The 14670-nt window shown below is 31.7% G+C and carries 7 protein-coding genes and 1 pseudogene; 1 reads left to right on the forward strand and 7 read right to left on the reverse strand.

Annotated features, from left to right (window positions below):
- Nucleotides 1–19: 19 nt before the first annotated feature.
- A pseudogene (locus JBKA6_RS05545) lies at nucleotides 20–319 on the reverse strand (transposase); the annotation flags it as partial.
- A gap of 585 nt (nucleotides 320–904) precedes the next feature.
- On the opposite strand from JBKA6_RS05545, the gene JBKA6_RS07950 reads away from it, so the two are divergent.
- Nucleotides 905–5161 carry a tail fiber domain-containing protein gene (locus JBKA6_RS07950; RefSeq protein WP_157776964.1) on the forward strand — a complete coding sequence of 1419 codons (4257 nt, stop codon included), beginning with the start codon at nucleotides 905–907 and terminating at the stop codon, nucleotides 5159–5161.
- Between the two features lie 158 nt (nucleotides 5162–5319).
- On the opposite strand, the gene JBKA6_RS05555 is transcribed toward JBKA6_RS07950, so the two are convergent.
- The 6 genes from JBKA6_RS05555 to JBKA6_RS05580 form a co-directional block, all read right to left on the reverse strand.
- Nucleotides 5320–7800, reverse strand: coding sequence for a bifunctional UDP-N-acetylmuramoyl-tripeptide:D-alanyl-D-alanine ligase/alanine racemase (locus JBKA6_RS05555; protein WP_096686658.1), 2481 nt, complete (start codon nucleotides 7798–7800; stop codon nucleotides 5320–5322).
- 26 nt (nucleotides 7801–7826) lie between these two features.
- Nucleotides 7827–9068 (reverse strand): peptidase T, encoded by a 1242-nt coding sequence (pepT, locus tag JBKA6_RS05560; RefSeq protein WP_231952044.1) that lies wholly within the window; start codon nucleotides 9066–9068, stop codon nucleotides 7827–7829.
- Nucleotides 9065–10378, reverse strand: coding sequence for a UDP-glucose dehydrogenase family protein (locus JBKA6_RS05565; RefSeq protein ID WP_096686660.1), 1314 nt, complete (start codon nucleotides 10376–10378; stop codon nucleotides 9065–9067). Before JBKA6_RS05565 ends, pepT begins: the two co-directional genes overlap by 4 nt.
- 37 nt (nucleotides 10379–10415) lie before the next feature.
- Complete coding sequence (locus JBKA6_RS05570; RefSeq protein WP_096686662.1) at nucleotides 10416–12242, reverse strand: ABC transporter ATP-binding protein; 1827 nt, start codon at nucleotides 12240–12242, stop codon at nucleotides 10416–10418.
- Nucleotides 12242–13366: a lipid-A-disaccharide synthase gene (gene lpxB, locus JBKA6_RS05575; protein ID WP_096686664.1), complete on the reverse strand. Its 1125-nt coding sequence runs from the start codon at nucleotides 13364–13366 to the stop codon at nucleotides 12242–12244. Before lpxB ends, JBKA6_RS05570 begins: the two co-directional genes overlap by 1 nt.
- Before the next feature lie 152 nt (nucleotides 13367–13518).
- Entirely contained in the window at nucleotides 13519–14646 is a 1128-nt protein-coding gene (locus tag JBKA6_RS05580; protein ID WP_096686666.1) for a hypothetical protein, read from the reverse strand.
- Nucleotides 14647–14670 lie beyond the last annotated feature (24 nt).

The raw sequence follows: 14670 nt of genomic DNA on the forward strand, positions 1-14670 counted from the left end.
ATTGATTCAGGATTATTTCTCAATTCAGTATAGGTTTGGGCCATTTTTTTGTAGCCTTCCTAGGAGCTAAGAAAGTAGATTTTATAACAGTATCATCTGTTGGGAATGACAATTTGTTTTTGGTGTATTTTCTGATTTTTCTATTGAGGTTTTCAATCAAGTTGATGGTGTAAATAATTTTCTTGATTTCTATTGGAAATTTATAAAAAGTAGATAATTCCTCCCAGTTATTTCGCTGGCTTTTAATAGCGTATGAATACTTAGATTCCCATGTCCTTGCAAAGTCATTTAATACCTCTTCGGCCGCTTGCTTAGTTGGCGTAAAGTCTAATAATTACATTCTCTATACCATCGAACATATTCTTGCGTTTGGGAACTAGGACTAGGGTTAACCCAGATTATTCATAATCGTATGAATTTTTAGGTTAAATCTATCGTTTTTATTCAGTATTTATGAGTAATTGTCAATTTAACTCAGGTTATAAATAATGTGTTTTTATTCCTCATTTTTGGGCTTTATCTAAAGTGGTTGATTTTGGGGTAAAGTCCTTTAAAATTAACACTTTATGCCTAAATTGAAATATAACTATGAATAATCTGGGTTAAGGTATAGTAAATGTGCCGTCTATAAAGGCTGGGGATATCTGCTCTAAGGTTTTTATCTTCATTTCTAATCCTCTTGCCATTTGTAGGAAGAATTAATACCTCAGTTAAGATATATGCTTTTAAACTAATGTTATTGTGTCTGGCGTGTATCATTAACTAGAATATTCCAAAAAAAAATGTATATTTGTGCGGCTTTTGGTTTTTATTATCTAGTAGTTGTATCAACTCATTTCGGAGTTAATCATAAATTAAACAGAACCAAATAGCTTAGTTTTTTAATCATAAAAGTCAACTTTATATGAAGAAGAATATTTTTTTTACGTCATTTTTTTTGTCAGTATTAGCTAGTGTATCATTGTTTTCTCAAACCTTTCCTGATAGGTTAAGTTACCAGACCTTGATAAGAGATAATGAAGGAAATTTATTGAAGGAGACCCCAGTCAATGTTCGTATATCCTTATTTGTTAATGATGTTTCAGGCAATGAGAAAGTCACATACAGCGAATCTCATAGAGTAAAAACTAATAAAGGAGGCGTAGCATCTTTAAAAATAGGAGAAGGGAATAAACTTTCCAATTATAAAGATGTTAAATTGACAGATCTAGATTGGAAGGTTCCTCATAATGTTAAGGTCGATTTAGATCTTAATAATAATGGACAATACGATGTACACAAAAAAAGCGAGCTGCTTAGTGTTCCTTATGCTATACATTCGCATAGTGCTAGTGAAGTTGATATTGTAGATAATCTAAGTTCTCATAATAGTGTAATCCCTCTATCAGCTAACCAAGGCAGAATATTGTCTAAAAGGATACAAACTAAGATCCATAAGAATAAGATCGTAGATAATTTAAATAGCAGTGATGCTACAAAGGTATTGTCAGCAGCGCAAGGAAAAGCCCTTAAGGAAGAAATAGACAATAAGTTAGATTCCAGTTTAAGGGTGGATGTATTAGATGAGTTGACATCTACTGATAAGAAAAATGCATTATCAGCTAATAAGGGAAGAGAGTTAGCTGAAGATTTAGAAAAGAGGATTCATGAGAACAAAATAGCGGATAATTTATTTACTAATGATCCTAATAAAGTATTGTCAGCAGCGCAAGGAAAAGCCCTTAAGGCAGAAATAGATAAAAAACTAGATTCTAGTTTAAAAGTAGATGTATTAGATGAGTTGACATCTACTGATAAGAAAAATGCATTATCAGCCAATATGGGTAGGGAATTATCCAGCCAATTAAAAAACAAGATTGGTACTGATAAAGTTGCAAATGATTTAATGACAGATGATGTTACAAAGGTATTATCAGCTAATCAAGGGAGAATTTTAGAGGATAAGAAATTAGATAAAATAGATATTGCTGATAATTTTAATGGAGGTAATGGTAAAGTTTTATCAGCCGCAAAGGGGAAAGAGTTAAAGGAGATGATAGAAAAAAAAGCAGAAAAGGGAGATAAAGGAGACACAGGTCAAACAGGACCACAAGGTCCAGCAGGTGCGACAGGACCAAAAGGACCAAAAGGTGAAAAAGGAGACACAGGTCAAGTAGGACCACAGGGTCCAGCAGGTGCTGCAGGTCCTAAAGGTGAAAAAGGAGACACGGGAGTGCAAGGTCCTCCAGGTCCAGTAAAAATTATAGATGAGTTAACTTCTGAGGATAGAATAAGTGCCTTATCAGCTAAACAGGGTAAACGTTTAAATGAAAAAATAGAAAAAGCACATACGCTTATAAGACCAAATGGAGAAAGTAATATTATAACTAAATGGTCAGGAAATGGGAGTAATGGAACTAGTGGAGGTACTGGTATAGAAAATATTTTTTTAGGTATAAGCTCTGGTAATGCCATAACCACTGGTTATCAGAATACGGCTTTTGGTTTTGAAAGTTTGAGAGATAATACTACAGGTGAAAGGAATACTTCTATTGGCGCATATTCTCTTGCTGATAACACTAAAGGTGATAGGAATACTTCTATTGGCGCATATTCTCTCGCTCGTAACACTACAGGTGATAGGAATACTTCTATTGGATACTCTTCTTTATCCCGACTAGCAGATGGAACAAAAAATGTAGGAATAGGCTCACATCCTTTATATAGTATAACTACAGGGAGTAATAATATAGCTATAGGGCCATATTCTTTATATAATGTGACTGCAGGTAATAGTAATATAGCTATAGGAAGTGACGCTGGTTATTTTATTGCTGACGGATTAACAGCTCTCAATAAATCAAATAATTCTATTTTCATAGGAACTGATGTTAGAGCGCTAGCAGCTAACAGCGTTAATGAGATAGTTATAGGTGATGGCGCTATAGGAAAAGGAAATAATACGGTAGTAATAGGTAAGGAAGGTAGTATTACATCTACTCATTTAGGAGGTGTATTGCACAGTGGAGGTTTTAACAAAAGAAGTAAAATGAGTGGGGTTACTTATAACGTTGACGATGTAGTTCTTTATGATGGGGTTTTTTACAAAAGAACAGGATCTGCTGGCACTAGCGCTAACCCATCTTCTGATCCTGATTGGGAAGATATTAGTTCTGATAAACTGCGAAAAGTAGGGACTAATAATCTCATAACTAAATGGTCAGGAAAGGGCAGTAATGGAACTAGTGCAGGTACTAATGAAGAAAATAGTTTTTTAGGTATAAAATCTGGTAATGCCATAACCACTGGCTATCGGAATACGGCTTTTGGCTTTAAAAGTTTGAAAGATAATACTACAGGTTATATGAATACTTCTATTGGCCCATATTCTCTTGCTGATAACACTAAAGGTGCTCTGAATACTTCTATTGGATACGCTTCTTTATACAAATTATTAGATGGAGAAGAAAATGTAGGAATAGGCGTACGTCCTTTATATAATGTAACTACAGGTAATAGTAATATAGCTATAGGAAATGAAGCTGGTTATTATATGGCTAACGGATCAACGGTTCTCAATAAATCAAATAATTCTATTTTCATAGGAACAGATGTTAAAGCGCTAGCGGCTAACAGCCTTAATGAGATAGTTATAGGTTATGACGCTACAGGAAAAGGAGATAATACGGTAGTCATAGGTAAGGAAGGTAGTATTACATCTACTCATTTAGGAGGTGTATTGCACAGTGGAGGTTTTAACAAAAGAAGTAAAATGAGTGGGGTTACTTATAACGTTGATGATGTAGTTCTTTACGATGGGATTTTTTATAAGAGAACAGGATCTGCTGGCACTAGCACTACCCCATCTTCTGATCCTAATTGGGAAGATATTAGTTCTGATAAATTGCTAAAAGTAGGGAGCGATAATCTCATAACTAAATGGTCAGGTAAGCTCAGTAATGGAACTAGTGCAGGTACTGGTAAAGAAAATAGTCTTTTAGGTATAAGCTCTGGTAATGCCATAACCACTGGCTATCGGAATACGGCTTTTGGCTTTAAAAGTTTGAAAGCTAATACTACAGGTTATATGAATACTTCTATTGGCGCATATTCTCTAGCTTTTAACACTAATGGTGCTCTGAATACTTCAATGGGATACGCTTCTTTATACAGATTAATAGATGGAGAAAAAAATGTAGGAATAGGCTCACACCCTTTATATATGATAACTACAGGGAGTGAAAATACAGCTATAGGGTCAAATGCTTTACATAATGTGACTACAGGTGATAATAATATAGCTATAGGAAGTGGCGCTGGTTATTATATTCGTGACAAAAAAACACCTCTCAAGAAATCAACTAATTCTATTTTCATAGGAGCTAATACTAAATCATTATTAGATAACAGCGAGAATGAGATAGTTATAGGTTATGACGCTATAGGACATGGGAATAATACTGTAACCATTGGTAATGCTAAGACCACTACTCAAATTTTCTTAGACGCAAGAACTGTTTATGCAGAAAATATACAAGTTCTTTCTGATAAACGTATCAAGAGCATAATAGGCATTTCAGATAAAGAATCAGACCTTAAAAAACTTTTAGATATAGAAATCACGGATTACAGTATGAGAGATACTAATAAAGCCGGTAATCAGCATTTTAAAAAAGTAATAGCTCAGCAGATAGAAGGTATAGTTCCAAATATTGTAGAAAAGAATAGAGGTGTGATACCTAGCGTCTATGAATCATCGAGTTTGGTAGAAACTATTGATAATATGACATCAATTACTACAAAGAAATCTCACGGTTTTTCTAAGGGAGATATGGTAAGATTAATTTTGGATGATGACCGAGAGAGTTTAGTTAAAGTAAAAGAGATAAAAAGTGCTAATGCTTTTGTGGTAGATTTAGGAGATGAGGTATCTCCAAATAGAGTATTTGTATATGGTAAGCAAGTAGATGATTTACGATCAGTAGATTACGATGGTCTTACCACTTTAAATATTTCAGCTACTCAAGCTCTTTATGAAGAACTTTCGGCCACTAAGGAAAAATTAGATGCTACTGAGCAAAAGCTTTTTAGTTCTCAAAAGAAGTTAGATATTCTAATAAAGGTATTGAGCAATACAAATATTCTCAGCGAGAAAGATATCAAAACTTTAACAAAAGAATAATTTTTGAAAGACATCATTTCTAATAGAGACCAGTGTAATTGATAGGACTGACACTATCGGCTTGAAGTGTGTAAAGTTTATATTTAGGATAAAAAATCCTAGACATTTAAAAAAAACAATTAAAACTTTATAAGCTTTTCAGCGATAGTGTCTTTAAGTTAATCGTATACATATACTCTTTTCACCCTAGTAGATATACTTGTTAATACTTCGTAACTTATAGTATTTAATTTTTCAGCTATTTCACTTATGCTGATATTTTGACCAAATATCTCTACACTATCGCCTTGATAACACTGAATATCAGAAATGTCGACCATCATCATATCCATACATATCCTTCCTACTATTTCAGCTTTTTTATTATTTATAATAACATAACCTTTGCCATTACTCAGATGAGTATTTATACCATCTGCATATCCTATAGGTAGAGTGGCTATACGTATATTTTTTTTTGCTAAAAAACTCCTATTATAACCTATAGTCTCATTTTTCTTTATATTCTTAATCTGAGATATTACAGTGTTTAAATTAAAAACATTACTAGATTTATTTCTAATATCAAGTTCGTTGGATACTCCGTATAGACCTATACCGAGTCTAACCATATCGAAATGCGCAGATGGATAATTTATTATTCCCGATGAATTCAAAATATGTTTGATAATTGGGTATTTTACAACTTTCTGTATCCTGTCAGATAGATCTTTAAATAAATTTATCTGCTTTTCTGTAAAATCTGAATTTAGTTTATCACTCTCTGCAAGATGAGAGAATACAGATTTAATTTTTAATTCTTTATAATCGTTTATATACTCACAAATTTTATTTATGTCTTTAGATTCAAATCCTAATCTATGCATTCCAGTATCTAACTTGAGATGAATAGGGTAAGGAGCTTTATTAGAATGTCTTCTTATAATTTGTGCAATTTTTTTCCAAGCGTCAAAAGTATAGATTTCAGGTTCTAAGTCATGTTCTATCAAAGCCTTATAGCTGTTGTATTCTGGGTTTAAAACTAAAATAGGAGTAGTTATACCGTTATTTCTCAAAGATATTCCCTCATCCACATAAGCTACAGCTAAATAATCTATCCTGTGAAATTGTAAGGCTTGGGCTATTTCATAGCTTCCACTACCGTAAGAAAAGGCTTTTACCATAGCCATTACTTTAGTCTCTTTTTTTAAGAAACTCCTGTATAAATCTAAGTTTTGTACTAAACTACTTAAGTTTATCTCTAAAATAGTGTTGTGTTTTTTATCCTCTAATACTTTAGATATTTTTTTTAAATTAAAACTTCTATCTCCTTTTAATAAGATCACTTCATCGGAAAAAGAGTCGTCTTTTACCCACTCTAAAAATGATTTTGTATTCTTAAAATTCATTATCGAGCCATTGAATAGATGGGTATATTTATCGATATTTTTACCTATGGTAAAAATTCTATGTAGACTGCAAGAGTCTATCAAACTAAATATATTTTCGTATACGACCTTTTGATTTCCTTGAATATGAATATCTGATATGATAAGTGTTTTCTTTTTTTTAGGAAAATTATTCAGTTTATTCAAAGCTATCTTAAACGAGTGAAAATCTAGGGTGTAATTGTCATTTATCACAATACAATTTTGCTTTGCTCTAAATTGCTCTAATCTCATTTTAGATATGGAAAGTTGAGCAAATTTTTCTTTTAAATAGTTAAGGTCTATACCTAGATATAGGGATGTGAGCAAAACTTGTATTGCATTTTCTATAGAAAAATCATCTTTGAAAGGAAGGATTATTTTATAATTAGAACCCCTAAAATTTAGAAATACGTTAGATGAATTTTTTAATTTATTTAATTTGAGTATTTGTAAATCAGCTCCTTTATTGTATCCCCACGTGAGTAATGATTCTCTTTTTATATTTGATTTTAAAATTTCATTTAGTATCAGTTTGTCATCAAATGGTACTATGACTGTTTTAGAATTTTTGAAAAGTTTTAATTTCTCATGTATTTTTTGTTCTATACAAGTGAAATTTTCGGAGTGTTTATCACCTATATTGGTAAATATCCCTATTGTAGGAGATATTATTTTTTCAAGTTTTTCCATCTCTCCTATATTAGAGATGCCTGCCTCGAAAACACCTAGTTTATGATTGTGTTTAATCTCCCATATCGACAAAGGGACCCCTGTTTGAGAATTATAACTATTGGGACTTATAACCGTATTGAATCGTTCCTTTAATATTTGATAGAGCCATTCTTTTACTGTAGTTTTTCCACCACTACCAGTTATTCCTATAATTGGAATATTAAATTTTTCCCTATGGAATACAGCTAAATTTTGAAGAGATGTCAATACATCCTTTACTAATAAAAAATTAGCGTTTGGTATTTTACAGTCTAGTTTTTCTACTACAAAATTTCTAACCCCTTGGTTATATGCACTCTTTATATAATTATGTCCGTCGTCATTTTGGGTGTTTAAAGCAAAAAATAGACTAGTGCTATCATTATCCCATTGACGACTGTCAGTAGTTATTTTATTTATTTCTTTTTTATCACTTCCTATATGAGATTGGGCACATATTATTTTTGATATAATATCTATATCGTAATGAATTGTATCACTGTATACTTCTTGAATCATTTTATTATCTACATCAAGATAAAAAGTTACTTAAATTTATTTTCCACTATAGAGGCTATATTTACTATTACTTCTACGGCTTTTTCCATCGATTCTACAGCTATGTATTCGTATTTGCTATGAAAATTATGTCCTCCAGAAAAAATATTAGGACAAGGTAATCCCATATAAGACAATCTACAACCATCCGTGCCACCTCTTATGGGTTCTATTATAGGTTTTATATCAGCTTTTTCCATAGCCTCTTTGGCTATATCTACAATATACATGATCGGTTCTATTTTTTCTTTCATATTATAGTACTGATCTTTCATCTCTAGAGTTAGAGAATTATTATACCTCTTGTTGAAATCATTTACCAACTGCTCTATATTATTTTTTCTATTGGTAAAATTAATGTGATCGTGATCTCTTATAATATATCTCAATCGTGCTGTTTCTACATTTCCGTTTATATCGCATAGGTGATAAAAGCCTTCATATCCTTGAGTATTTTCGGGAGTTTCCTCCTTAGGCAATGATTCTGAAAACTCAGAAGCTATAGTATTTGCATTTACCATTTTGTCTTTTGCAAAACCTGGATGAACCAAGTTCCCCTTTATATCTATTATTGCAGTAGCAGCATTAAAATTTTCAAATTCTAATTTGCCTACTCTATCACCATCTATAGTATAAGCCCATTTAGCTCTAAATTTTTCCACATCAAATAGATCAGCTCCTTTTCCTACTTCTTCGTCAGGGGTAAAGCATATTCGTATCTCACCGTGTTTTATATCTGGATTATTGATTAAATACTCCATAGCTGTAACTATTTCAGTTACTCCTGCTTTATCATCTGCTCCTAATAGGGTTGTCCCATCCGTTGTGATAATCGTTTGATTTTTATACAGTTTTATCTCGGGAAAGTACTTGGCAGAAAGTATTATATTTTTTTCTGTGTTGAGGATTATGTCTCCACCGTCGTAATTATAAGTGATTTTAGGGTTCACATTTTTACCAGTGAAATCAGGAGAAGTATCTATATGCGCTACAAAACCAATAACTGGGATATTTTTTTCCGTGTTAGAAGGCAAGGTTGCCATTACATAACAGTTTTCATCTATCTCTACTTCTTTTAATCCTATGCTTTTTAGTTCATCTACTAAATAATTTCCCATTTGAAATTGTCTTTCAGTACTAGGGATAGTATCCACATCGTGCTTTGACTCAGTGTGAAAACTCAGGTATTTAAAAAATCTTTTTACAATAGGTTTCATATTATTTTTCATATTTCTATTTTTTTTCTGCCTATACTTTCGTAGTGAAAATTGTTTTTTTGCATATGTTTTAGGTCGTATATATTTCTGCCATCGAATATAGCTGGGTTTTTCATTATAGATTTCATTTTATCTAGATCAGGATTTTTAAATGAAGCCCACTCTGTAGCAATAATAAGGGCGTCTACATCTTTTACACAGTCGTAAATGTCCGTGGCAAAATATATTTTAGAATTGTATATTTTTTTTGCATTGCTAATGGATACTGGGTCGAAGGCCCTTACAGATACTCCTAATTCTAATAGTTTATCTATGATGTACAAAGATGGAGCCTCTCTTATATCATCTGTATCAGGCTTGAAAGACAAACCCCACAGAGCTATAGATTTACCTTTTATATCTCCACGAAAATATTTTTCTAGTTTTAACAATATAGATGTTCTCTGTTTTTCATTTACCTTGGAAATGGCATTTATAATTTTAAAGTCGTAGTTGTTGTCTTGTCCTAATTTTATCAGTGCTTTTAAATCTTTTGGAAAACAACTGCCTCCGTAGCCTAATCCTGAAAATAAAAAGTGTTTGCCTATTCTCTCATCTGCACTCATTCCTATTCTGATCAGATCTATATCTGCTCCTACTTCATCGCAAAAATTAGCCATTTCATTTATGAAAGATATTTTAGTAGCCAGAAAAGAATTACAAGCGTATTTAGTCAGCTCAGAAGATTTTTCATCCATTTTTATAATCTGATTTTCCGAGTGTACGTAAGGTTTATACAGTTCGCTCATCAAATCAAAAGCTCTGTCCGAGCTAGTGCCAATGATTATTCTATCTGGTCTTAAAAAGTCGTTCACAGCAAATCCCTCTCTTAAAAATTCAGGATTTGATACCACATCAAAAGTGGATTTAGCATTTTTTGATATTATATCGTATACCTTTTTTGTAGTCCCTATTGGGACAGTACTTTTATTTACTATTAGTTTATAATCACAAACTAGTTTGCCTATCTCCTCTGAGACCTTTAGAACATAGGATATATCAGCTGAATTATCTCCATTTGCAGGAGTAGGCAAAGCCAAAAATATAATTTGTGCCTCTCGTATAGCATTTTCTAGTGAACTGGTAAATTTCAATCTGTTCATTTTTATATTCCTATTGAAAAGGATATCCAAATTTGGTTCATAAATAGGGAGTTGCCTATTTTGCATCTTCTCTATTTTTTCCTTATCGATATCTACACATACCACATTATTTCCTGTTTCTGCCAAACAAGTACCAGTTACTAATCCTACGTATCCAGTTCCTATTACTGCTATATTCATATTAAAATAATTAAATAGTGCTTTTTATATTAAAAATTCAATCAAAAGACTGTAATTGAATTAATTTGTGATATACCGATTTTTTATCTAGCAAATCTCGATGACTTCCTTTTTCTACTATTCGTCCTTTTTCTATAACTACTATGATATCAGCTCTTTGTATAGTCGACAAACGATGAGCTACTATTATTGAGGTTTTTTCCTTTATTATGTTATCTAATGCTTTTTGCAAATGTATTTCAGATTCTGCGTCTAGAGATGATGTAGCTTCGTCTAATAACATAATAGGTGGATTTTTTAATATAGCTCTAGCTATACATAATCTCTGTTTTTGTCCACCAGATAGTTTGTTGCCTCCTTGCCCTATATTAGTCTGGTATCCATATTTGAGCTGAGTGATAAATTCATGAGCATTGGCAACTTTTGCAGCATTTATAACTTCTTGTTGTGTGTAGGTGTCTAAACCCATTGTGATATTGTTATACACAGTATCATTAAATAATATGGAATCTTGTGTCACCATTGCTATTAAGCTTCTCAAACTGTGCTTTTTTATATCTCTTATATCAGTTTTATCTAAATATATATTTCCCTTTTCTATGTCGTAAAACCTTGGCAAAAGCTTTATCAATGTAGATTTTCCCCCTCCAGACTTTCCTACTAATGCTATGTTTTGTCCTTTTTTTATAGTGAGAGAAAACTCTTTTATAAGATCTTCCCTTCCATATGAGAAACTTATACTGTCGAAGACTATTTCATCTTTAAAGTCATTTATTTCTATTGAGCTCTCACTGTCTTTTATTTCGTTTTTTGTGTATAATACATTCCATATTCTGTCTACCGAGGCGCTTGCTCTTCTTATGTCGTAAAAAGCTGTAGAAATAGATTTTGAATGAGGAATGATTTGATAAAAAAACATCAAATAGGTTATAAATATCTCAGGCTCTAAACTCTGTTGTTCTAATATTAATTTTCCACCAAACCATATTATCAATATTATTATAAAGGATCCTATAACTTCGCTTATAGGAGAAGACATCTCTCTCCTAAACATCACAGAATTTTTCAGTTTATAATCGATATGATTGCTTTTTAGAAATTTATCGTATGTTCTTTTTTCCGATACAAATGCTTTTACAATTGATATTCCAGATATTGTTTCATCTAATATGGATAGGAGTTTATCCTGTTGTGACTTTTCTTTTGATGCTATCTTTTTTAAATTTTTGCCTACAAAACTAATAATGATAATCCCTATAGGCATAGTAACTAATACAAATATTGTGAGTTGAGGACTCATAATAAATAGAATTATCAATGATGCTATTATCATTATAGGATCTTTGAAAATCATACTTATAGAATTCAAAATAGCATTTTGTATCTCTACTATATCAGTTGTAAAATGAGATATTAGATCGCCCCTATTTTTATCAGAAAAATATCCTATGTGTAGGTTTAATATTTTCTTATAGAGTTTATTCCTTATGTCTCGCTCTATGGTATTACGTATTTTAACTGCAAACATGGAGGCAAAATATCTAAATATATTTTTTAATACAAAGGCAGCGCCCGCAAAAATACATGTTATCTCTAGTACTTTTATTTTACCATTTTGAATTATTGAATTGTATATGTTATAGTTAATTGTTTTTTCTAAAAAATTTTTTATGTCTAAAATTCCCTTGTAAACAGGTATTTCTAATATTGGTTCTACATTATTTATGAGTACTTTCAAAATTGGAATCAAAGTGGCTAAGGAAAAAAGTGAAAATAATATCACGAGCAAGCCAAATAGAAACACACAGAATATCTCTATTTTATAAGGTTTAGCTATTTTCAATACCTTAAATAGGTTTTTCATTAATGATTTTTTAGAATATTATACATCTGTTTAGCTGCTCTAGCAGAGGCACCTTTTTCACCCAGTATATTATACAGCATATGGTAATCTTCCAATATTTTTTTTCTGTTTTCACCTTTTAATATTGAGCCCAATTCTTTCTTTAGAAGATTTTTGTTTAAACGATTTTGTATCAGTTCGACTACGGCTTTTTTATCTAAGATTATATTCACTAAGGAGATATATTTTATTTTGAGTGAAATTATTTTTGTGATTATTTGATAATTTATAAAACTAGTTTTATAGCATACTACTTGTGGGACTCTAAATAGAGCTGTTTCAAGAGTTGCCGTGCCTGATGTTACCAAAGCTGCATGAGAATGATTAAGCAAATCATAAGTTTTATTATAAGCTATTGGAATATCTATATCACCTATAATTTTCTCATATATATGTTTAATCTTCAAAGAGGTAGCAGCCAATACAAATTGATATTCCTTAAACAGATCAATTTGCGTTAACATAATGGGCAACATTTTTGTTATCTCTTGTTTTCTACTACCAGGCAAAAGAGCTATTATAGGTTTGTCATTATCTATAGATAATTCATCTCTCAGTTGTTTTTCTGAAATTCTTTTTTCATTGCTAATTTCATCTAAAAGGGGCATTCCCACATAATTGACATCTATGTCTTTTTTTTTGTAAAAGTCAACTTCAAATGGAAATATTACAAACATCCGATCCACGTTTTTTCTTATTTTCTCCACACGAGAATTTTTCCATAGCCAAGCCTTAGGAGAGATATAATAGAATACTTTTATTCCCAGGGATTTAGCAAAAGCGGCTATTCTCAAATTAAAACCTGGATAGTCTACCAAGATAATCACATCTGGATTGAAGGATTTAATATCATTTTTACATATCCTTAGGTTTTTGATTATAGTTTTTATATTTATGAGGATCTCTAAAAAGCCCATAAATGAGAGATATTTATAGTGTCTGACCAATTGTAATCCTTCATTTTGCATGAGGTCTCCACCAAATCCTCTAAATACAGCGGATTTATCTATTGATTTGAGTTCTTTTATGAGTTTAGATGAATGAAGATCACCAGAAGGTTCCCCAGCTACGATATAATATTTCATTTGCTTTTTCAGATCAAGCAAATATATCAACTCTGCTTTACATGAATTATAACAATATCTCAGTTAGATTAGAGATAAATTTATAACATAAAAAAAGGGGCCAAAAAGCCCCTTTTGATTTAAAAATAATTAATTGTGATTTTCGAATACTATTAACTAGTAGGAGCATCAGCATTAATTGTTAATTTATAGTATTTTTTAGTCATTCCATCTTGAGCTACTACCGTGAATTTGTATTCTGTTTTTGTACCAGCAGTTGAAGAATGACATTTAAGGTCTGTTGTAGTAGTGCTAGTAGTTCCGCCTGTTTTAACTCCAGTAATTGGATTGACATTATTACAAGTAGCAGTACTGCTGCTGCAAGCAGTATCACCAACCTCAATATAAGCCCCATTTGGAAGAATTAAAGCATCTGCTTTGAAATAATCGGTATTACCAACTCCAGCAGTCTTAAGCTCCCCATATTTAGAATCATCAGACTCACTGTCCTTACCAGTTTGCCCTTTTCTAAGTTCAAACTCAAATGGTTTAGCTTCTGTACCATCATTAGGACTATTGCTAGCAGTATTAGCAGCAGCATAATGAGCTTTAACTATTGAGTTAGCTGCTATAGTAGTAGTTCTAAACGAAGCTTTGGCATTAATCCCACTGTCAGCAACAGTAAATTTAAAATCATCTTGTCCTATAATAGCGTTATCCGAAGGAGTATCATGAATAAATACCACTTTAAAAGATTTCTTAATAAGAACCTTGCCATCTTTGTCTTTTCTTTTGATTTCTAAAACTTGGCTAACACCACCAATTTTTTTCAATTCAGCATGAACTAATTGAGTGCTAATCTCATAATCAAAAGGCACAGTAGAGTCAGCTAATTTAGTATCTCCTAAATAAACATTTTCACCAGGTTTTTTATTAAGGGTAATCGTAGCCTTAAGTGTTGCAGCAGTACTTATATTTAATGTTTTATCAAATGGCACTGTTACTTTAATAACAGTATCACCTTGAATAACTGCAGGAAATTCTGTAGCTAAGTCAGCATATGTAACAGCGGGAGTCTTTTTTACAAAAAGAGCTGCATAAGCAGGAGTAGCGGTATTAGGGTTTGTTGCAGTGGTGCTATTTTTAGCTTTTGTAAATACAATGCGTTTAATGTTCGCAATTGTGTTCTGTATAGCTTCTTCCTCTGTTTTAGGTCCTTCACTTGGTTTGTTACAAGAAAAGATTATCGACCCAAGCGTTAGTAATGATAAAATGTTTTTAAATATTTTGTTTGTTTTCATATCTAATTATTGTTAAAAAATAAA

Source organism: Ichthyobacterium seriolicida, from assembly GCF_002369955.1.
Lineage (GTDB): Bacteria > Bacteroidota > Bacteroidia > Flavobacteriales > Ichthyobacteriaceae > Ichthyobacterium > Ichthyobacterium seriolicida.